The organism is Streptomyces daliensis, assembly GCF_054782395.1.
Map to the genome: position 1 here is coordinate 1 of NZ_BAAGSO010000036.1, position 20,382 is coordinate 20,382.

A 20,382-nucleotide genomic window follows, 5' to 3' on the forward strand; every position below is an offset into this window, starting at 1 on the left:
ACCCGGAAGCTAAGCCTTTCAGCGCCGATGGTACTGCATGCGGGAGCGTGTGGGAGAGTAGGACGCCGCCGAACTCCTTTTATGTTGAGGGCCCTTGAGTGGGTTCCCGGTGACAATGTCACGGGGATCCGGCTCGGGGGCCCTTTTCGCATGCCCGAAAACAGCAGAGCCCGTCCCTGGCATTCCATATGTCATTGGCGGCTCAGGACTGTACGTACGCGTACGGCCCGGTAGCACGGCGCCTGTACGTACACGCGTGCGCGCCTTCTCGCTGTTTCCTTACTCGGTCTAGAGGCGTCCCGCTGCCTTCAAAGCGAGATACGCGTCTGACAGCGCGGGAGCAATATCCGCGGGCAAGGCGTCGACGACGATGACGCCATGACGGCGGAGGCGGTCGGCGACATTTCTGCGTTCCGTTTGCGTACGAGCTGCTGCGGCTGCGTCGTACACCGCCTCGACGGTGCCGCGAGCACGTGTCATTTCCTCGATATGGGGATCGGCGACAGAAGCCACCAAAACCGTGTGGCGCTCCGTGAGAAGAGGCAGCACAGGGAGAAGCCCCTCCTCCATTGCCGAGGGCTCCAGGCCCGTCAGCAGGACGACGAGGGAGCGGTGCGAGGCGATGCGCAGCGCGGTCGACGCCAGCCCCCGGGCATCCGACTCCACCAGGCTCGGCTCCAGCGGGGCCATGGCCCCGACGAAGGCCGGCAGCACGTTGTGCGCGGTGCGGCCCTTGACGGTGGCGCGGGAGACGCGGTCGTACGCGAGAAGGTCGACGCGGTCGCCCGCACGCGCGGCGAGCGCGGCCAGGAGAAGCGCGGCGTCCATGGAGGTGTCGAGACGGGGCGCGTCTCCCACGCGTCCGGCGGAGGTGCGGCCGGTGTCCAGGACGATGAGGATGCGACGGTCGCGTTCGGGGCGCCAGGTGCGAACGGCGACGGCGGACTGGCGGGCGGTCGCCCGCCAGTCGATCGATCGGGTGTCGTCGCCTGGGACGTACTCCCGCAGGCTGTCGAACTCGGTGCCTTCGCCGCGCGTGAGGATGCTCGTGCGACCGTCGAGCTCGCGGAGGCGGGCCAGCTTCGAGGGCAAGTGCTTGCGGCTGGCGAATGCCGGGAGGACGCGGACGGTCCACGGGACGGCGTGACTGCCCTGGCGGGCCGCGAGACCGAGTGGGCCGAGGGACCGGACGGTGAGGCGGTCGGCGCGGTGGTCGCCGCGTCGCGTGGGGCGCAGGGGCGTGGTGATGCGTTGCCGTCCGCCGGGTTCGACGGTGAGGCGGTGATGTCCGGAGAGGGATCCTGCCTCCTCCGGCCAACTGCTGGGGGGCCAGGCGTCGCGCAGCAGGGCGCGCAGCGGTCGCCGGGAGGGGTTGATGACGACGACGGTGACGTGCGCATCGTCGCCGAGTCGAACTGATGTATCACCGGATCGTGTGAACTGGAGCCGATTCACTGGTGCTGCCCGTGCGAGGTCGTACAGGATTGCGAGGAGCAGCAGGAGCTCGACGGCGAGGATGCCGGTCCAGCTCGGCAGCAGGAGGCCGACCAAGAGGGCGCCGAGGGCCGCGAGGAGGGCGGTGCGTCCGGTGAGTGCCATGGGGGTGCTCGCCAATCAGCCGAGAGCGTCTCAGCGGGGGACCGGGACGTGGGCGAGGATCGAGTTGATCACGCTGTCCGGCGTGACGCCCTCCATCTCGGCCTCGGGACGCAGTTGGACGCGGTGCCGCAGGGTGGGGAGGGCGAAAGCCTTGATGTCGTCGGGGATGACGTAGTCGCGGCCGGTGAGCCAGGCCCAGGCGCGAGCGGCGGAGAGCAGAGCGGTGGCCCCTCGGGGGGAGACTCCGAGGGCGAGCGAGGGGGAATCACGAGTGGCGCGGCAGATATCGACGACGTAACCCGTGACTTCGGGGGAGACCGAGGTCTTGGCGACGGCGGCACGTGCGGCTTCGAGTTCGGCAGGGCCCGCGACGGCACGGACGCCGGCCGCTTGAAGATCGCGTGGGTCGAAGCCTTCGGCGTGGCGCGTCAGGACGTGGATTTCGTCCTCGCGGCTGGGCAGCGGAAGGTTCAGCTTTAGCAGGAAGCGGTCGAGCTGCGCCTCGGGGAGGGGGTACGTCCCCTCGTACTCGACCGGGTTCTGGGTGGCGGCGACGAGGAACGGCTCCGGGAGGGCGCGGGGCGTTCCGTCGACCGAGACCTGACGTTCTTCCATGGCTTCGAGAAGCGATGCCTGAGTCTTCGGCGGGGTCCTGTTGATCTCGTCCGCGAGAAGCAGGTTGGTGAAGACGGGACCGGGCTGGAAGGAGAACTCGGCGGTGCGCGCGTCGTAGACGAGCGATCCGGTGACGTCGCTGGGCATGAGGTCGGGGGTGAACTGGAGTCGCTTTGTCTCCAGTTCGAGCGTGGACGCCAGCGTGCGCACGAGAAGTGTCTTGGCGACGCCGGGGACGCCTTCGAGTAGTACGTGCCCGCGGCAGAGCAGGGCAATGACCAGTCCGGTGACGGCCGCGTCCTGGCCGACGACTGCCTTGGCGATTTCAAGGCGCAGCGATTCAAGGGCGCTGCGGGCGCTGTCTGCGGAAGGGGCGCTCACGGGGTGCGGTCCTTGTCTGTGGGAGACGGGGCGGGGGACGCGGCGGTCATGCGTCGTTCGAGTTGGTCGAGTTCGTCGGCGAGCTGGATCAGGGCCGTGTCGTCCTGTGGCGGGGCGCCGAAGAGGAGGGCGCGGATGCCCGTGCTGTCCGTGACGGTTGGCTCGTCGCCTTGCGGGGGCCCGGAAACGTGAGAGACGGGATCGGTGGGCGGGGGAGCCACGTCCGCCGGTGTGTGTGCGGCCACTGCCGGAGCGAGGACTTCGGGCAAGTGGGCTTGGGAGAGGGGGACGCCGACGAGAGGAGCCAGACGGGTGCGCGTCGCGGTACGGAGGGCGTCGGCGGCGCGATCGCGCGCACGGGCCCTGCGGTAGAGACGGGCACGGCCTTCGGTTGCCTCGGAGGCGCGTACGGAGACGGGGAGGCGTTCGGGGACGAGCGGGCCGAGACGGCGGGCACGCCACAGGGCGGCGAGTACGGCGGCGATGCCGAGTTGGAGCAGCGCCCACGTCCAGCCGTCGGGCAGGAGGGCGAAGAAGCCACGGTTCTGGTTGTCCGTGGCGGAGGTGTCGGAGGGCGAGGGGAGGTACCAGACGAGATGTTCGCGCGAGCCGAGAAGCTGAAGTGCGAGCGAGGCGTTCCCGTGGTGGCCGAGGCGGTCGTTGTACAGGGGGTCGGGAGCTCCGAGCAGCACGGTGTCCCCGGTGTCCGGGCTTGTGCCACTGTCGCCGTGACCGCGGTCGGTGGGCAGACGCAGCAGGGACGGCAGGCCTTGGTGCAGGTAACAGGCGTCGGCGTGACGGGGAGCGCCGGCGTAGCGGAGGCCGCCGAGGTCCGCGTCTCCCGCCCGTTCGGCGGCGGGGAAATCGCAGTCGGGCGGAGTGGGCTGGATCTCGGCCGGTGCGGCTGCGCGTACGCCGGGTGTGAGTTCCGAGGTCGAGTCTCGTCCCGGAGCGACGAGGACGGTGCGGCCCCCGCGCTCGGTGGCTTCGCGGATCTTGGACCGTTGGTTTTCGCTGAGGCTGTCGGGCTGGGCGACGAGGAGGGTCGTGTCGGGACCGGCCTTGGCGGCCGCCTCGGTGACGGTGGTGGCCACTTCGGTGTCGACGCCTTGCTGGGCGAGGAGTTCGGCAGCGGCTCTGCTGCCGTAGCGGTCGGCGGACCGGGGGTCGAGCACGCCATGGTGGCCCCCGGAGCGCATGGCGGCGAGGATCACGCCTGCCGCGGCGAGTACGGCGGCGGCGATGAGCAGGCCGCGAGCTCGCTTCCACAGTTGGCGGGCTGTGGGGGAGAGGGACGTGGACGCGTCGGGGCTGCTCAACGGCCGCCTCCATGCGCGGAGGCGGGACCGAAGCCCTCGCCGTTGGTGGCCAGGACGTGGGCTTCGGTTCCCGCTCCGGCACCGGCCCCGGCCCCAGCGAGGCGGGGCTTCGCCCGCTGGAGTGCGGTGTCCAGGTCACGCATGCGGGTGTACGCCGGTGCGTCGGCCGGCCGCCCCGCGTATGTGACTTCGTCGAAGTCGTGCGCGGCGGAGCGTAGGGCGGGTGCGTGGTCGGGCAGTTCACGGCCCGCTTCGGTGGCGGCCTCGTCGGCGGTCCGGCCCGGGCCGGGGTCCAGCAGCGCACGTTCTTCGAGGGAGCGGACGATGGCGCGCATCCGTTCCTGGAGGGCTTCGCTCCAACGGGCGGCCGAGGCGTGTGCTTCCGCGGCGGCGCGGTGGTCGGCGGCGCTGCGGGGTCCGTCGCGGAAGAGCGCGCTGTCCTGGGAGGAGGACGTCGGGCGGAATGTGCCCAGCCGGAGCCGCAGCACCACGACCAGCAGCACGAGCACCAGTACCAGGACCGCGAGGCCGACCCAGCCGCCCGGGGTCGCGCCTGCCGCGGCGGACAGCAGGTTGTTCACACGCTCCCAGACCCAGTCGAAGAGCTGCTGGAGCAGGCTCGGGTCGTTCTCGTGGTATCGCGCTTTGGACAGCTCGCGTTCCGCCGCTTCCCGGGCGGGAACGCGGGGGACGGTCACCGGCGGACCGCCGTCGTCCGCCGCGGAGGACGACGGCTGCCGGGTGAGAACCGGGAGCAGAGCCGCTGTTGCCAGACCCCCCGTCATGGCGTCAGCTTCCGGGCGTGGGGTGGTCGGTCCGCATGCCGCCGTCGCCGTATCCGGGTACGCCTGCGGCCCGTGCGAGTTCGAGGTCGAGGGCCTCGCGGCGGATGCGCTGGTCGAGATAGAGGAGCGCGGTGACTCCGGCGCTGATGGGGAGGGTGATCGTGGAGGAGACCACTGCTCCGATGCCCGTGATGATGAGGAACGTCCAGCCGGTGGGGGGCGCCGTTCCTGTGAAGGCGGAGGTGCCCTCGCCTCCCGCGAGCATGCCGATGAACGTGGTCGGCATCTGGATGATCGAGGAGACGATGAAGACCAGGATGTAGGCGAGCAGTTGGATGCCGAAGATGCGCCACCAACTGCCTCTTACGAGCTTGCCGGAGCGGCGCATCGAGGTGAGGACGCCCTGCTTCTCCAGCATCAGCGCGGGCGGGGAGAGGCTGAAGCGGACCCAGACCCAGACGGCTCCCGCCAGCCCGATCACGAGGCCGATGAGCAGGAGGGCCACACCGGGGCCGTCGGCGCCGGCGGTGAGAAGGGCGAAGCCGGGTACGGCGCCCGCGAGTATGACGAGACTGACCATCAGCGGGACCAGGACGAGGAGGCCGAGCAGGCGCAGCAACTGAGGGCGGGCGTCCCGCCATGCCTCGCCGGTCGAGACGCCCCGGCCGAGGACGGCGCGGCTGACCACGACCGTCAGCATGGCCGTGGCGATCACGGAGCCGAGTATGCCGACGACGGCGGCGACGGCGGAGCTGCCGAGGGTTCCGCTGGTGGCGCTCAGGATCTCGTCGGAAGTGGGGTTGGGGTCGTTCGCCAGGGCTTCCAGGTCGCTGGAGCCCTGGAGCCAGAGTCCGCTGACGACGGTGGCCACGACCTGGGTGACGATGGCGACCGCGAGGGAGATCCCCAGCACGGTGCGCCAGTGGGCGCGCATAGTGGTGACCGCGCCGTCGAGGATCTCGCCCACACCGAGGGGGCGCAGCGGGATGACGCCGGGCTTGGCAGCGGGGGCCTGGTGCCAGGTGGCGTTCCAGTTGCCCCAGCCGGGCTGTCCAGGCGGTGGCGGGGGTGGAGCGGCGCCCCAGCCCTGTCCCTGCGCCGGGGGCGGCTGCTGTGCCGACCAGTTGCGCGGTTGCTGGTCCGAGGGAGTCTGCGGAGACGTGCTCCCGGACGCCCCCGACCCGTTTTCTTCGGAGGGTCGGTCGGCCGGGGAGGATCCGGGCGAGGCCCAGCCCGGAGAGTCGTTCACGTGTGGTCACCTCGGAGTGTCGGTCGCTCCATCGCCTGGTTGGCAGCCATCGTGCCACGGCCCGATGTTGCCCGGGCCGGGCCCCGGGGCGTTCCTTTGCCTTCTGGTGATGGTGCGGGTGGGGGCAGACTGTGCGGATGGCTGATCAGTTTGTTCCGGTGTTGCGGTGGGAGGAACGTCCGGAGGGGCCGGTTCTGGTGCTTCTTGACCAGACACGGCTGCCCGTCGAGGAAGTTGAGCTGGTGTGTACGGATGTACCCGCTCTGGTGGCGGCAATCCGTGCCCTCTCCGTACGCGGTGCCCCGTTGCTGGGTATCGCGGGTGCTTACGGCGTCGCGCTCGCCGCCGCGCGGGGGTTCGATGTCGCGGACGCGGCGGAGCAGTTGGCGCACGCGCGGCCGACGGCGGTCAATCTCGCGTACGGGGTGCGCCGGGCGGAGGCGGCGTACCGGCTCGCGCTCGACGCGGGGACGGGCGACGCGAGCGCTGCCGCGGCGGCGCTGACCGAGGCGCGGCTCGTGCACCGGGAGGACGCCGAGGCGAGTGCGCGGATGTCCGAGCTGGGGCGGGAGCTGCTGGACGAGCTGCTGCCGGGCGGTCGGCTGCGGATCCTCACGCACTGCAACACGGGTGCGCTGGTGTCCGGTGGCCAGGGCACGGCCCTCGGGGTCGTACGAGCCGTGCACCAGGCGGGCGAGCTGCGTCGGCTCTGGGTGGACGAGACCCGTCCGCTGCTCCAGGGGGCGAGGCTGACGGCGTACGAGGCGGCACGTGACGGCATGGCGTACAGCCTGCTGGCGGACAACGCTGCGGGGTCGCTGTTCGCGGCGGGCGAGGTGGATGCCGTACTGATCGGCGCGGACAGGATCGCGGCGGACGGGTCGGTGGCCAACAAGGTGGGCAGCTACCCGCTGGCGGTGCTGGCGCGCCATCACCGGGTGCCGTTCATCGTGGTGGCGCCGGTGACGACGGTGGACATGTCCACGGAGAGCGGGGCGGAGATCGAGGTCGAGCAGCGGCCGGGGTTCGAGGTGACGGAGATCGCGTCGCCGTACCACTCCGACACGAGGGGAGAGGCGGGTGCGGGCCTGACGGAGCAGTCCGGCGCCGGGATACCCATAGCGCCGGTGGGCGCCCAGGCGTACAACCCCGCCTTTGACATCACCCCGGCTGAGCTGGTTACGGCGATCGTTACGGAGCGTGGCGTGATCTCACCGGTGACCAGGGAAAACGTCAGTGGGCTGTGTTCCACGTCACGAAAGGGAACGTCACGATCAGGCGATGGGATGATGAACCCATGAAGGGACGCGTCCTCGTCGTCGACGACGACACCGCACTGGCAGAGATGCTTGGCATCGTGCTGCGCGGCGAAGGCTTTGAACCGTCGTTCGTGTCGGACGGTGACAAGGCGCTTGCCGCTTTCCGCGAGACCAAGCCGGACCTTGTGCTGCTCGACCTGATGCTGCCCGGCAGGGACGGCATCGAGGTGTGCAGGCTGATCCGGGCCGAGTCGGGGGTGCCGGTGGTCATGCTGACCGCCAAGAGCGACACCGTCGACGTGGTGGTCGGTCTCGAATCCGGTGCGGATGACTACATCGTGAAGCCGTTCAAGCCCAAGGAGCTGGTAGCAAGGATCAGGGCACGGCTGCGGCGGTCCGAGGAGCCCGCGCCGGAGCAGCTCGCTATCGGGGACCTGGTGATCGATGTCGCCGGGCACTCGGTGAAGCGGAACGGGCAGTCCATCGCGCTGACGCCTCTGGAGTTCGATCTCCTGGTGGCGCTGGCCCGTAAGCCATGGCAGGTCTTCACCCGTGAGGTGCTGCTGGAGCAGGTGTGGGGTTACCGGCACGCGGCGGACACGCGCCTGGTGAACGTGCATGTGCAGCGGTTGCGCTCGAAGGTCGAGAAGGATCCGGAGCGGCCGGAGATCGTGGTGACCGTGCGTGGCGTGGGATACAAGGCCGGGCCCAGCTGACATGTCCCGGAACGGCTCTGCTCCGCACCCTACGGGTGGGGGCGGAGCCGGGGACCGTGAGTCCGAAATGTCTAAATTCGGGCGTTTGTGGCGCAGTGGCGCGCTCTTCTCGGAGGGGCTGCTTCCCGAGGGGGCGACCGGCCCGCGGGCGCACCCGATGGTGCGGATCTTCGTCCGCTGGGTGCGCCGTCCGCTGCTGCCCGTCTTGCGGCTGTGGCGGCGCAACATCCAGTTGCGGGTGGTCGCCGCCACGCTGCTGATGTCGCTCGGCGTGGTGCTGCTCCTGGGGCTCGTGGTGATCGGCCAGGTGCGTAACGGACTGCTCGACGCCAAGGAGAAGACCGCGCAGAGCCAGGCCGCGGGCGGCTTCGCGGCCGCGCAGGAGATGGCCGACAGCTCGGGGAGCGGCCGCGGTGGCGAGGGCGGCGGAAGCTCGCGCGCCAGCGGCGGCAGGAGTACGCAGAACACCGGCACCTGGCTGAACAACCTGGTGGAACAGCTCGCCAGCGGTGGACAGGGCGTCTACTCGGTCGTGGCGCTCGGCTCCGACAACAACGAGGCGCCCTTCCTGGGCACCGGAAGCACGAGCACCAGGGGGCCCCGCTCCTCCGGCGACATCCGTCCAGAGGAGAGCGTCCCCGCCGATCTGCGCAAGGCCCTCGACGAGCAGCCGGGCACGCACCAGCGCTATGCGAAGGTCTACCGCATCAACGGCGACAGCGACGCCGCGCTCATCGTCGGCAAGCGCCTCAACGACGCCAGCGGCAATCCGTACCAGCTCTACTACGTCTTCCCGTTCAGCCAGGAGGAGGAGTCCCTCAGCCTGGTCAAGGGCACGCTGGCGACCGCGGGGGTCTTCGTCGTCGTCCTGCTCGGAGCCATCGCGTGGCTCGTGGTGCGGCAGGTCGTCACGCCCGTACGGATGGCCGCCGGGATCTCGGAGCGGCTGGCCGCGGGCAGGCTCCAGGAGCGGATGAAGGTCACGGGCGAGGACGACATCGCCCGCCTCGGCGAGTCCTTCAACAAGATGGCGCAGAACCTTCAGGTGAAGATCCAGCAGTTGGAGGCGCTGTCACGGATGCAGCGGCGTTTCGTCTCGGACGTCTCGCACGAGCTGCGTACGCCGCTGACGACGGTACGTATGGCGGCCGACGTGATCCACGAGGCGCGGGAGGACTTCGATCCGGCGACCGCGCGCTCGGCCGAGCTGCTGCTCGGTCAACTGGACCGATTCGAATCGCTGCTCGCCGATCTGCTGGAGATCAGCCGTTTTGACGCGGGAGCGGCCAATCTGGAGGCCGATCCGATCGACCTGCGCAACGTCGTCAGCCTCGTCGTCGAAGGATGCGAGCCGCTGGCCGAGCGCAAGGGCAGCCGGATTCTGGTGCGGGGCGACGAACGCCCCGTGATCGCGGAGGCCGACGGCCGCCGCATCGGACGCGTGCTGCGCAACCTCGTGGACAACGCGATCGAGCACGGCGAGGGCCGCGACGTGGTGATCCGCCTGGCCTCCGGGGGCGGCGCGGTCGCGGTCGCGGTCCGCGACTACGGGGTCGGGCTGAAGCGGAACGAGGTCAACCGCGTCTTCAACCGCTTCTGGCGCGCCGACCCGGCCCGCGCCCGTACGACCGGGGGCACGGGGCTCGGCCTCTCCATCGCCGTCGAGGACGCACGGCTGCACGGCGGCTGGCTCCAGGCGTGGGGCGAGCCGGGCGGCGGCTCCCAGTTCCGGCTGACGCTGCCGTGTGCGGCCGGGGACACGCTGCGCGGCTCCCCGATACCGCTGGAACCGGCCGACTCGCGCCGCAAGCGGGGCCTGGACAGCGGCGTCCCCCCGCAGTCCCGCATGAGCGACGACGCGAACCCCTCCGCGAACCCGCCCGCGCCCAGGCCCGCGCTGCCACCCGGCCGGACGGAGCCGCGGCGGGCGCCGAGGCCGTCGGCTCCGGCCGAGCCGACGGCCCTCGTCGGCGCCAGAGAGGCCAGAGAGGCGCGGGACGGCAGAGGTGCCGGAGACATCACGGGCACCGGCGACGGTGGTGGAGACGGCGACAGCGGTGGCGGGAAGCGGAACGGGCCGGGAACGCGCGCCACGACGCGCGGGGACACGCGAGAGGAGGGAAGGGATGAGAGCTGAGCACCGACACGGTCACCCCAGCGCCCCCAGCGGCTCCCGCCGCCCTTCTGCCACCCGCCCCCGCTCGCGCGCCGTCGGCGTGCTCCTGGTGGTCTGTGCCGTGCTGCTGTCCGGATGCGCGTCGATGCCGGACGAGGGCAAGGTCGACCGGGTGGACTCCTCCCACCGGGCCGAACCCGATTCCCAGGTCCGCGTCTTCGGCGTCAGCCCGCAGAAGGGCGAGGAGCCGCAGCAGATCGTGCGCGGCTTCCTGGAGGCGACGACGAGCGACGAGGCCACGTTCACCACGGCCAAGGAGTACCTGACCAAGGGCCTGGCGCGTAGCTGGGATCCGTTCGCCCGTACGACCGTGCTCTCGGACGGGCCGAGCCCCGGCAGGGCACACCGCACGGCCGGAGAGCGGGGCTACACCGTCGAGGTGTCCGGTTCCCGCATGGCCGTCGTCGACGGCAAGCACGCGTACTCACCGGACAAGGGCGACTACACCAAGGGCTTCCACCTCTCCAAGGTCAAGGGCGAGTGGCGGATCGACCGCATGCCGAGCGGGCTGGTCCTCGGCGAGTCCGACTTCCAGCGCATCTACCGCCCCATCAACACGTACTACTACGCCCTCCTGGGCCCCGACTCCGAGTCGGTGGCCGGGGGCAAGGACGTGCTGGTCGCGGACTCCATCTATCTGCGGCGCAGAATCGATCCGGTGACCGAGACGGTCGCCGCCCTGCTGGCGGGGCCGACCGACTGGATCGACCCCGTGGTCACGTCCTCCTTCCCCAGGGGCGCGAAGCTGGCGCGCGGACAGCACCTGTCCCTGGACGACTCCGGCGCACTGTCCGTACACCTCAACGCGCGGGGGGCGCGCGCCGACCGCGCGCAGTGCTCCCGGATGGCGGCCCAGGTGCTCCATACCGTCCAGGGCCAGGCGTCGGCGAAGGTCAGCAAGGTCGAGCTGGCGGGGCCCGACGGCGAGGGGCTGTGCGAGCAGACGCGCGAGCAGGCCGAGATCTACGAGCCCGGCAGGCTCAACGGGCGCGCGGCACGCCAGTACTTCATCGACGACAAGCACCGCGTCGCCGCGTTCGCCGGGAACAGCGAGAAGCCCAAGCCCGTCGAGGGCGCCCTTGGCCAGGGCAAGGTCGAGATGGGCTCCGTCGCCGTCAGCCGCTCCGAGCGCGAGGGCGCGGCCGTCACGCGCGGACGGCGCTCGCTGTACGTCGCCTCGCTGGCCCAGGGCAGTGACCTGGGCGAACCCGTGCTGACGAGCAAGGCTAAGAGCGAGGGGGACAGGCTCACGGCGCCCAGCTGGGACGGCCTCGGGGACCTGTGGGTGGCCGACCGCGACCCGGACAGCCCTCGGCTGCTGCGGCTGCGCGGCGGTACGGAGACGCCCGAGGAGGTCACGGTCCCCGGGCTGCGCAAGGGGCAGCGGATCGAGTCCCTGCGCATCGCGTCCGACGGCGTGCGGATCGCTCTGCGGGTCCAGGAGCCGAACGGACGAAGGACGCTCCAGCTGGGCCGTGTCGAGCGCTCGGGAACGGTCGAGAAGCCCGAGGTGACCGTCGCCGAACTGCGCCCCGTCGCCCCGCAGATGGAGGACGTCGTCGCCGCTTCCTGGGCGGGCGGCAGCCGGCTCGTGGTCGTGGGGCGTGAGTCGGGAAGCGTGCAGCAGCTCCAGTACATGGAGACGGACGGCTCGGTCTCCAACCAGCCGACGCTGCCCGGTATCAACGACGTGACGGGCGTGGCCGCCTCGGAGGACGAGGACAAGCCGCTGCTCGCCGACTCGGAGGACGGCATCGTGCGGCTGCCTCCCGACGCCAACTGGAAGACGCTGACGGGCAGCGGGTCGGAACCGGTCTACCCGGGATAGGCCACCGCCCGCTCCCGGACGGGCCACCACTTCCACGTCTCGCCGCTGGTCCCGTCGACGCTTCGTCCACCTGCGGTTTTGCCTCGGCTCCCCCTCCCGTCCCTGAGTTATCCACAGGGGTGGTGGCGGGCGAGCAACGCTGACACAGTGGTGGTCATGCGGGAGTTGTGGCAGGAACTCCAGCAGGAACTCACCGGGCTGGTGCTGCCCGCGGACTGCGCAGGTTGCGGATCGCCGCGGGCACGGGGCCAGCTTTGCCGGGAGTGCAGCAGCGCGCTGACATGCGCGGTGCCGCGACGGGTGTGGCCGTCGCAGGTGCCGTCAGGATTGCCCGCGGTCTACGGAGCTGTGCCGTACGCCGATGAGGCACGGGCCGTGCTGCTCGCTCACAAGGAACGTGGGGCGCTGCGGCTGGCTGCGCCGCTCGGGGCCGTGCTGGCCGGAGCGGTGCGTATGGCGGTCGCCGTTGCCGGGGCCACGCCCCCGGCAACGCCACACGTCCCCCGCGGACCGGTCAGTCTCGTGCCCGTTCCCTCGGCGCGCCGCGCCGTCGCGGGGCGCGGGCACGATCCGGTGCGGCGGATGGCGGTGATCGCGGCACGGGAGCTGCGGCGGAGCGGAGTGCCCGCGCGGGTGCTGACGGTGCTGCGGCAGCGGCGCGCGGTCGCGGACCAGGCGGGGCTGACGGCCGAGCAGCGGCTGGCGAATCTTAACGGCGCGCTGGAGTCCGCGCCCGGCAGTGCGAGGTTCCTTGAGGAGGGGGAAACGGTGCTGGTGGACGACCTGATGACGACGGGAGCCTCCCTTGTGGAGGCGGCCAGGGCGATATCGGTGGAGGCTGGAGGTGTGGCCGGAGCCGCGGTGGTCGCGTGGCGTCCGTGAGCCGGTACGCATGGTGTGGGAGGTGGCTGGGAATGCGGTACGGAACTAGCAGAGACCCGGCATCGTTGCAGGTAATAGATGCCAAAAAGTCCCTGAACGGAGGTACGTGCCAGTAGGGGGTGCCGACCATCCCCCAGTGGAGGTACGTTCGGATTGGGGTGACGATCTTCCCTTCGGGGGAGAAGGAGGTGACAGTCGCAAGCCGACGTTTTCCGGAGGTCAAGCGGCAGGAAGCCGACCTCTGGTGTCAGTGCACAAAGGATGCGCTCCGCGCGTCGAGGCGTGGGCCGTCCGGGAACGGAGTTCTGCGTGGACATCGTCGTCAAGGGCCGTAAGACCGAGGTGCCCGACCGGTTCCGCAAGCACGTGGCCGAGAAGCTGGAGAAAATCCAGAAGCTCGACGGAAAGGTGATCAGCCTGGATGTCGAGGTGTCGAAGGAGCACAATCCCCGGCAGGCCGACCGTTCCGACAGGGTGGAGATCACCCTGCGAAGCCGAGGGCCGGTCATTCGTGCGGAGGCAGCGGCCTCCGATCCCTACGCGGCGCTGGACCTGGCGACCGGGAAGCTGGAAGCGCGGCTGCGGAAGCAGCACGACAAGCGCTGCGTGAAGCGCAAGGGAAACCGAGCACCGATGAGTGTGGCGGAGGCGACCGCGCCCCTTGCGGCGGAACTCAATGGCCAGCTCGACGCGGCGGTGTCCGCCGCGCCCGAGGGCGGCGGTCAGGCCGTGATCACCAAGGTCGGGCCGCTGGACGTGCAGGGAGAGGGCCCGCTGGTGGTCCGCGAGAAGACGCACGCCGCCGCCCCGATGACGCTTGACCAGGCGCTTTACGAGATGGAGCTGGTCGGGCACGACTTCTATTTGTTCGTTGACGCCGAGACCAAGCAGCCGAGTGTCGTCTACCGGCGGCACGGTTACGACTACGGGGTGATCCACCTGGAGCCCGATCCCTTCGTCGAAGAGCCACCTCCGGGCGCCGGTGGCGCTCTTGGCGGCTGACCGTCCCCAACTGCCCCACACCTGAGTGAGCGGCGCCCCCGGCCGGGTCGAGAGCCCAGTTGGGGGCGCGGGCATGGAATTATGTCCCCACACGCCAACCCGCTCTGTGCGCAATGAGGTTGGTGCGGCATAGCCTTGCAGGGGGAGGAACCATGGTGGACAGCTTCGGGCCAGCGATGCCCATGCCCCACGCACACTCGGGCCCGTCGGACGAGGATCTGCGCGCGAGGGAACTGCGCAAGGAGCCCATTCGCGTCCTGGTCGTGGACGATCATGAGCTTTTCCGTCGCGGGCTGGAGATCGTTCTCGCCCAGGAGGAGGACATCCAGGTCATCGGCGAGGCGGGGGACGGAGCCGAGGCCGTGGACAAGGCCGCCGATCTGTTGCCCGACATCGTGCTGATGGACGTGCGGATGCCCAGGCGCGGCGGCATCGAGGCGTGCACCTCGATCAAGGAGGTGGCCCCCAGCGCGAAGATCATCATGTTGACGATCAGCGACGAGGAGGCCGATCTCTACGACGCGATCAAGGCCGGGGCGACCGGCTACCTCCTCAAGGAGATCTCCACCGACGAGGTGTCCGCGGCGATCAGAGCCGTGGCCGACGGCCAGTCCCAGATCAGTCCGTCGATGGCGGCGAAGCTGCTCACCGAGTTCAAGTCGATGATCCAGCGCACCGACGAGAGCAAGCTGGTCCCCGCCCCCAAGCTGACGGACCGCGAGCTGGAGGTCCTCAAGCTGGTGGCCACCGGGATGAACAACCGGGACATCGCCAAAGAGCTGTTCATCAGCGAGAACACCGTCAAGAACCACGTGCGCAACATCCTGGAGAAGCTCCAGCTCCACTCCCGCATGGAGGCCGTCGTCTACGCGATGCGGGAGAAGATCCTCGAAATCCGCTGAGCCCGGCGGCAGGAGCCCCCGGGCGACGGTGACCGGGCGCCGGGCCGGACCGGGGCCGGGAGGGCCGGTTACGCGGAGGCGGCCAGCGCCGAGAGCAGCTCGGCGCGGAGGACCGGATCGTCGCACCGATCGACGCGCACCTCCTCGCACCCCACCCACTCCGCCGCCTCCCACAGGGCCTGGGCCATCGGCGCGACCGCCTTGGGCCCCGCCATCGACACCTGCCGCGCCACCAGCACAGCGCCCTCGCGCCCAGGGTCCACGCGTCCCGCCAGCTTGCCGCCCGTGAGCAGCGGCATCGCGAAATAGCCGTGCACCCGCTTCGGCCGCGGCACATACGCCTCCAGCCGGTGGGTGAAGCCGAAGATGCGCTGGGTGCGCGGCCGGTCCCAGATGAGGGAGTCGAAGGGGGACAGCAGCGTTGTACGGTGCCGTCCGCGTGGCACCGACTCCAGAGCTGCCGGGTCCGCCCAGGCCGCGGCGGCCCCGCCCTTGTCCTTGCCCCACCCCTCCACGTCGACCGGCACAAGACCCGTGTCCGGCAGGACTTCGTCCACCTGCTCGGCCTTCAGCCGGTGGTAGTCGGCGAGATCGGCGCGGGTCGCCACGCCCATGGCGGCGCCCGCCTGCGTGACGAGGCGGCGGACGCACTCGCGGTCGTCGATGTCGTCGTGGAGGAGGGCGTCCGGGATGGCGCGCTCCGCCAGGTCGTAGACCCGCTTCCAGCCGCGACGCTCCGTGCACACGACCTCACCGGTGTCGAGCAGCCACTCCACCGCGATCTTGGTCTCGGACCAGTCCCACCACTCCCCGCCGTTGCGTCCCCCGCCCAGCTCGGCGGTGGTCAGCGGGCCCTCGGCCTTCAGCCGGTCGCGAACGAGCGCCGTGGAGCCCTCGCGGTCCTCCATCCGGTGCCAGCGGTGCCCCCGCGCGAGGAAGGCCCGGCGCCGGAAGGCGAAGTGCGGCCACTCCTCGACGGGGAGGACGCAGGCCGCGTGCGACCAGTACTCGAAGCTGTGGCCCCCCGACCAGTAAGCGGACTCCACCGCGTCCCTGCCGACGGCGCCGAGACGGGCGTACGGCACCAGCTCGTGCGAGCGGGCCAGCACCGAGATCGTGTCCAGTTGCACGGCGCCGAGGGCACGCAGCACGCCGCGCACTCCCGCACGGCGGTCCGGCGCTCCCAGGAAGCCCTGCGCGCGCAGCGCGATCCGACGGGCCTCATCGGCGGAGAGGGAGATCCTGGCAACCGGGGTGTTCGTCGCGCTCGACGTCTCGCTGCTCGTCATGCGGCTCACCATAAGTGCCGCCACCGACAATCCACTTGGACCCGGTCACCGTCGTCCCGTCGTCCCGGCTACCCCGTCGCCCCGGCCACCCCGGCAGCGTCGGCGCCGTCATCCCGTCGCCGACCCCGCCCTCGCCGCCGGGAGGTAGGGCGTCCGCAGCGGGCGCCCCCAGTCCGTGGGCAGGAGCGCGGCGACGCGCGCGTCCCTGCGCGTACCCCGGTGCGCTATGCGCGCCCGCTGCACCCCCTCCAGCACGAAGCCCAGCCGCAGCGCCACCGCCAGGGACCCCTCGTTCCCCACCTGCGCGACCCATTCGAGCCGCTCCACGCCCAGCCCCGCGAAGGCCCAGTCGATCACCGCGCGGGCCGCCTCCATGGTGTAGCCCTTGCCGCGCTGCTCCCGCGCGGTCCAGAAGCCCAGCTCGGCCTGGCGGTCGGGAGTGCGCAGCAGACCGAGCCGCACCAGGCCCATGGAGCCGACGAAGGCGCCGTCCCTGGTGAAGACGCCGAAGTTGTACATGGTGTCCGACTGCCATCCGTCAGGGCTGACGCCGAGCACGAATTCCTCGGCGTGCTCGCGCTCGTACGGCACGGGCACCGGGATCCAGCGGGGTATCTCGGGGTCCTGGCAGGCCGCCCGTACCGCTTCCACATCGCGCTCGTCGAGGGGACGCAGCAGCAGGCGCTCGGTGCTGAGGGTGATCGGTTCCATTCTCCGATTGTGCGCCGCCCCTGCCAGCGCGTCCCGCGTCTCCCGGCACCTTCCGGGACTCCGGCACGTTAGGGGTACAGGGGCCGTCGCCCCTCGCATACGATGGCCGGTGCGGCGGGGACCGTATCGCCGTGCCCGCGCACTGACCGTGCCAGGCCCGACCGGCAAGGAGCCACCCTAAGTGTCCGTCTTCGGCAAGCTCATGCGCGCAGGTGAAGGGAAGATCCTGCGCAAGCTGGACCGCGTCGCGCGGCAGGTGAATTCCATCGAAGAGGACTTCGTGGACCTGTCGGACGCCGAGCTCCGGGCTCTCACGGACGAGTACAGGGAGAGGTACGCCGACGGCGAGAGCCTCGACGACCTGATGCCGGAAGCGTTCGCGACGGTTCGCGAGGCTGCCAAGCGTGTGCTCGGGCAGCGTCACTACAACGTGCAGGTCATGGGGGGCGCGGCCCTCCACCTTGGCTACGTGGCGGAGATGAAGACCGGTGAGGGCAAGACCCTCGTCGGCACGCTGCCCGCCTACCTGAACGCGATCTCCGGTGACGGTGTGCACATCATCACCGTCAACGACTACCTGGCGCAGCGCGACTCCGAGTGGATGGGCCGCGTGCACCAGTTCCTCGGCCTGACCGTCGGGTGCATCGTCGCGAACATGACGCCCCAGCAGCGCCGTGAGCAGTACAACTGCGACATCACCTATGGCACGAACAACGAGTTCGGCTTTGACTACCTCCGTGACAACATGGCGTGGTCGAAGGACGAGCTGGTCCAGCGTGGCCACAACTTCGCGATCGTCGACGAGGTGGACTCCATCCTCATCGACGAGGCGCGTACGCCGCTGATCATCTCCGGTCCGGCCGATCAGGCCACCAAGTGGTACAGCGACTTCGCCAAGCTCGTGAAGCGGCTGGAGAAGGGCGAGGCGGGCGATCCGCGCACGCAGAAGCCCGAGACCGGTGACTACGAGATCGACGAGAAGAAGCGCACCGTCGCCATCCACGAGGCCGGTGTCGCCAAGGTCGAGGACTGGCTGGGCATCGACAACCTCTACGAGTCGGTGAACACGCCCCTCGTCGGCTATCTCAACAACGCGATCAAGGCCAAGGAGCTGTACAAGAACGACAAGGACTACGTCGTCATGGACGGCGAAGTCATGATCGTCGATGAGCACACCGGCCGTATCCTCGCTGGCCGCCGCTACAACGAGGGCATGCACCAGGCCATCGAGGCGAAGGAGGGGGTGGACATCAAGGACGAGAACCAGACGCTCGCCACGATCACCCTCCAGAACTTCTTCCGGCTCTACGACAAGCTCTCCGGCATGACCGGTACGGCCATGACCGAGGCGGCCGAGTTCCACCAGATCTACAAGCTGGGCGTCGTCCCGATCCCCACGCACCGCCCCCTCGCGCGGCTGGACCAGGCGGACCTGATCTACCGCACCGAGGTCTCGAAGTTCGACGCGGTCGTCGACGACATCGCGGAGAAGTACGAGAAGGGCCAGCCGGTGCTGGTCGGCACCACCTCGGTCGAGAAGTCCGAGTACCTCTCCAAGCAGCTCAACAAGCGCGGCGTGCGCCACGAGGTCCTGAACGCGAAGAACCACGAGCGCGAGGCCGTGATCGTCGCCGAGGCGGGCCGCAAGGGCTCGGTCACCGTCGCCACGAACATGGCGGGCCGCGGTACGGACATCAAGCTCGGCGGCAACGCCGACGACATCGCGGAGAAGGAACTGCGCGCCCAGGGCCTCGATCCCGTGGAGGACGCCGAGGCGTGGGCGGCGGCGCTGCCCGCCGCGAGGGAGAAGGCGGAGAAGGCGGTCGAGACGGAGTTCAAGGAGGTCAAGGACCTCGGCGGGCTCTATGTGCTCGGCACCGAGCGGCACGAGTCGCGCCGTATCGACAACCAGCTCCGCGGCCGTTCAGGGCGTCAGGGAGACCCGGGCGAGTCCCGCTTCTACCTCTCGCTGGGCGATGACCTGATGCGGCTGTTCAAGGCTCAGATGGTCGAGCGCGTGATGTCGATGGCGAACGTCCCCGACGATGTCCCGATCGAGAACAAGATGGTCACCCGCGCCATCGCCTCCGCGCAGTCGCAGGTCGAGCAGCAGAACTTCGAGATCCGCAAGAACGTCCTCAAGTACGACGAGGTCCTCAACCGTCAGCGCGAGGTCATCTACGGCGAGCGCCGCCGTGTCCTGGAGGGCGAGGACCTGCACGAGCAGGTGCGCCACTTCATGGACGACACGATCGAGGCGTACGTAGAGGCGGAGACCGTCGAGGGCTTCGCCGAGGAGTGGGACCTGGACCGGCTGTGGGGCGCGTTCAAGCAGCTCTACCCGGTGAAGGTCACGGTGGAGGAGCTGGAGGAGGCAGCGGGCGACCGCGAGGGCATCACAGCGGACTTCATCGTCGAGTCCATCAAGGACGACATCCACCAGCAGTACGACGCCCGCGAGGAAGAGCTGGGCTCCGAGATCATGCGCGAGCTGGAGCGGCGCGTGGTCCTGTCCGTCCTCGACCGCAAGTGGCGTGAGCACCTCTACGAGATGGACTATCTCCAGGAGGGCATCGGCCTGCGCGCGATGGCCCAGAAGGACCCGCTGGTCGAGTACCAGCGGGAGGGCTACGACATGTTCCAGGCCATGATGGACGGTATCAAGGAGGAGTCGGTCGGCTATCTGTTCAACCTGGAGGTCCAGGTCGAGCAGCAGGTCGAAGAGGTTCCCGTCGAGGACAAGAAGCCCGCGCAGGCGAAGGCGTCGCTGGAGAAGGAGCCGCAGGACGCGGTCCCCGCCACGGCCGGGTCCGGCGGGTCCGGCGGCGGGTCCGGGGCCCCCGCGATCCGCGCCAAGGGCCTCGACGCGCCGCAGCGTCCCGACCGTCTGCACTTCTCCGCGCCGACAGCCGAGGGCGGTGTCGTCGAGGGTGAGATGGAGACCCCCGGCACCCCGGTCCGCTCCGAGGCGGACGGCATGACCCGTGCGGAGCGGCGCAAGGCGCAGAAGGGCAAGCGCCGCAAGAAGTGACGGTGAGACGGTGAGGTGACGGCCGTCTGCCGCTCGTCACCCGCCGCCTGACGACGTTCCGGACCCGGCCCCGGCATCCCCGTGAGGGGTGCCGGGGCCAGGTCGTGTGCGGGGCCGCCCTCGCGGAGTGCGGGCGCGGGCGCGGGCGCGGGTCAGGCGTGCGCCGGGGCGGGGAGGGGGCGCCTCCGGGGCGGGGGCGGTGCGGTGCGGCTCGTACGGGCCGGGCCCGCGTGGGGGCCGGGGCCCGTGCCGCCGGGGCTTCGTGAGGGGGCGCCGTCGAGGCCGTCGAGCGCGAGCGCGGCACAGCGCCAGCGCGGCCCGTCGCCGTCGCCCTCCTCGTCCGCCTCCAGCCGGAAAGCCAGCGCGCGCAGGCGCCCGCCCGATGTGATCCGCGCGAACGCCTCGATCACCCCCGCACGCGGCTGCTGCCTGTCCACCTCCGCCACCACGGGGGCACCGGAGCCGACGCCGCGCGGCCTGAGCGGCGCCCGCGGGGCGAGCCGCGCCAGCTCCTCGAAGACCGGGCCCTGGACGTGCCCGAGCAGCGTGTGGACGGGGCGCTGTCCGCTGAGGACGAGCAGCAGCCGCTGCGCGAACCAGTGGTGCGGCTGCTGGGCGCGGCCGTGCTGTGCGGCGGC

At 70.5% G+C, this 20,382-nt stretch carries 16 protein-coding genes and 1 rRNA gene; 9 read left to right on the top strand and 8 right to left on the bottom strand.

Features of this window, described 5'->3' with window-relative positions; translation table 11 throughout:
* Nucleotides 1-74, top strand: a 5S ribosomal RNA gene (gene rrf / locus ACYVOO_RS08460); the annotation flags it as partial.
* A 214-nt stretch (nt 75-288) separates the two neighbouring features.
* On the opposite strand, the gene ACYVOO_RS08465 is transcribed toward rrf, so the two are convergent.
* From ACYVOO_RS08465 to ACYVOO_RS08485, 5 genes are read right to left on the bottom strand one after another with little or no spacing between them, the layout of a single operon-like run.
* Nucleotides 289-1,599: a DUF58 domain-containing protein gene (locus tag ACYVOO_RS08465; protein ID WP_461015012.1), complete on the bottom strand. Its 1,311-nt coding sequence runs from the start codon at nt 1,597-1,599 to the stop codon at nt 289-291.
* A 30-nt stretch (nt 1,600-1,629) separates the two neighbouring features.
* Nucleotides 1,630-2,595, bottom strand: a complete 966-nt coding sequence (locus ACYVOO_RS08470) for an AAA family ATPase (protein WP_453348457.1) — start codon at nt 2,593-2,595, stop codon at nt 1,630-1,632.
* Complete coding sequence (locus tag ACYVOO_RS08475) at nt 2,592-3,914, bottom strand: DUF4350 domain-containing protein (RefSeq protein ID WP_461015013.1); 1,323 nt, start codon at nt 3,912-3,914, stop codon at nt 2,592-2,594. The genes ACYVOO_RS08470 and ACYVOO_RS08475 overlap by 4 nt, the downstream gene beginning before the upstream one ends.
* A complete protein-coding gene (locus ACYVOO_RS08480; protein WP_461015014.1) occupies nt 3,911-4,699 on the bottom strand; it encodes a DUF4129 domain-containing protein in 789 nt (262 codons plus the stop codon). Before ACYVOO_RS08480 ends, ACYVOO_RS08475 begins: the two co-directional genes overlap by 4 nt.
* A gap of 4 nt (nt 4,700-4,703) precedes the next feature.
* A complete protein-coding gene (locus ACYVOO_RS08485; protein ID WP_461015015.1) occupies nt 4,704-5,948 on the bottom strand; it encodes a hypothetical protein in 1,245 nt (414 codons plus the stop codon).
* 137 nt (nt 5,949-6,085) lie between these two features.
* Here ACYVOO_RS08485 and mtnA point away from each other — a divergent pair, with 137 nt between their 5' ends.
* The 7 genes from mtnA (at nt 6,086) to ACYVOO_RS08520 (ending at nt 14,713) form a co-directional block, all read left to right on the top strand.
* Nucleotides 6,086-7,249, top strand: a complete 1,164-nt coding sequence (gene mtnA / locus ACYVOO_RS08490) for an S-methyl-5-thioribose-1-phosphate isomerase (RefSeq protein ID WP_461015016.1) — start codon at nt 6,086-6,088, stop codon at nt 7,247-7,249.
* Nucleotides 7,246-7,923 carry a two-component system response regulator MtrA gene (gene mtrA, locus ACYVOO_RS08495; protein ID WP_453348452.1) on the top strand — a complete coding sequence of 226 codons (678 nt, stop codon included), beginning with the start codon at nt 7,246-7,248 and terminating at the stop codon, nt 7,921-7,923. Before mtnA ends, mtrA begins: the two co-directional genes overlap by 4 nt.
* A 1-nt stretch (nt 7,924) precedes the next feature.
* Nucleotides 7,925-10,060: an MtrAB system histidine kinase MtrB gene (mtrB, locus tag ACYVOO_RS08500; RefSeq protein WP_461015017.1), complete on the top strand. Its 2,136-nt coding sequence runs from the start codon at nt 7,925-7,927 to the stop codon at nt 10,058-10,060.
* A complete protein-coding gene (locus ACYVOO_RS08505; protein ID WP_461015018.1) occupies nt 10,050-11,927 on the top strand; it encodes an LpqB family beta-propeller domain-containing protein in 1,878 nt (625 codons plus the stop codon). Before mtrB ends, ACYVOO_RS08505 begins: the two co-directional genes overlap by 11 nt.
* Nucleotides 11,928-12,083: 156 nt before the next feature.
* Nucleotides 12,084-12,809: a ComF family protein gene (locus ACYVOO_RS08510; RefSeq protein WP_461015019.1), complete on the top strand. Its 726-nt coding sequence runs from the start codon at nt 12,084-12,086 to the stop codon at nt 12,807-12,809.
* A 309-nt stretch (nt 12,810-13,118) separates the two neighbouring features.
* Nucleotides 13,119-13,811 carry a ribosome hibernation-promoting factor, HPF/YfiA family gene (gene hpf, locus ACYVOO_RS08515; protein WP_453348448.1) on the top strand — a complete coding sequence of 231 codons (693 nt, stop codon included), beginning with the start codon at nt 13,119-13,121 and terminating at the stop codon, nt 13,809-13,811.
* A 152-nt stretch (nt 13,812-13,963) separates the two neighbouring features.
* Entirely contained in the window at nt 13,964-14,713 is a 750-nt protein-coding gene (locus tag ACYVOO_RS08520; protein ID WP_453348447.1) for a response regulator, read from the top strand.
* A 68-nt stretch (nt 14,714-14,781) separates the two neighbouring features.
* Here the strand turns inward: ACYVOO_RS08520 and ACYVOO_RS08525 are convergent, their stop codons facing one another.
* A complete protein-coding gene (locus ACYVOO_RS08525; protein WP_461015020.1) occupies nt 14,782-16,002 on the bottom strand; it encodes a winged helix-turn-helix domain-containing protein in 1,221 nt (406 codons plus the stop codon).
* 108 nt (nt 16,003-16,110) lie between these two features.
* A complete protein-coding gene (locus tag ACYVOO_RS08530; protein ID WP_461015021.1) occupies nt 16,111-16,713 on the bottom strand; it encodes a GNAT family N-acetyltransferase in 603 nt (200 codons plus the stop codon).
* A 181-nt stretch (nt 16,714-16,894) separates the two neighbouring features.
* Here ACYVOO_RS08530 and secA point away from each other — a divergent pair, with 181 nt between their 5' ends.
* Complete coding sequence (secA, locus tag ACYVOO_RS08535; protein ID WP_461015022.1) at nt 16,895-19,744, top strand: preprotein translocase subunit SecA; 2,850 nt, start codon at nt 16,895-16,897, stop codon at nt 19,742-19,744.
* Nucleotides 19,745-19,896: 152 nt separating this feature from the next.
* Here secA and ACYVOO_RS08540 read toward each other — a convergent pair.
* The coding region (locus tag ACYVOO_RS08540) for an Rv3235 family protein (protein WP_461015023.1) at nt 19,897-20,382 on the bottom strand (486 nt) is incomplete at its 5' end.

Excerpts from the sequence above, each read along its gene's own strand:
- ACYVOO_RS08465 (WP_461015012.1), bottom strand. The coding sequence starts at position 1,599 with ATGGCACTCACCGGACGCACCGCCCTCCTCGCGGCCCTCGGCGCCCTC.
- ACYVOO_RS08480 (WP_461015014.1), bottom strand. The coding sequence starts at position 4,699 with ATGACGGGGGGTCTGGCAACAGCGGCTCTGCTCCCGGTTCTCACCCGG.
- mtnA (WP_461015016.1), top strand. The coding sequence starts at position 6,086 with ATGGCTGATCAGTTTGTTCCGGTGTTGCGGTGGGAGGAACGTCCGGAG.
- mtrA (WP_453348452.1), top strand. The coding sequence starts at position 7,246 with ATGAAGGGACGCGTCCTCGTCGTCGACGACGACACCGCACTGGCAGAG.
- mtrB (WP_461015017.1), top strand. The coding sequence starts at position 7,925 with ATGTCCCGGAACGGCTCTGCTCCGCACCCTACGGGTGGGGGCGGAGCC.
- ACYVOO_RS08505 (WP_461015018.1), top strand. The coding sequence starts at position 10,050 with ATGAGAGCTGAGCACCGACACGGTCACCCCAGCGCCCCCAGCGGCTCC.
- ACYVOO_RS08510 (WP_461015019.1), top strand. The coding sequence starts at position 12,084 with ATGCGGGAGTTGTGGCAGGAACTCCAGCAGGAACTCACCGGGCTGGTG.
- ACYVOO_RS08520 (WP_453348447.1), top strand. The coding sequence starts at position 13,964 with ATGGTGGACAGCTTCGGGCCAGCGATGCCCATGCCCCACGCACACTCG.
- ACYVOO_RS08525 (WP_461015020.1), bottom strand. The coding sequence starts at position 16,002 with ATGACGAGCAGCGAGACGTCGAGCGCGACGAACACCCCGGTTGCCAGG.
- ACYVOO_RS08530 (WP_461015021.1), bottom strand. The coding sequence starts at position 16,713 with ATGGAACCGATCACCCTCAGCACCGAGCGCCTGCTGCTGCGTCCCCTC.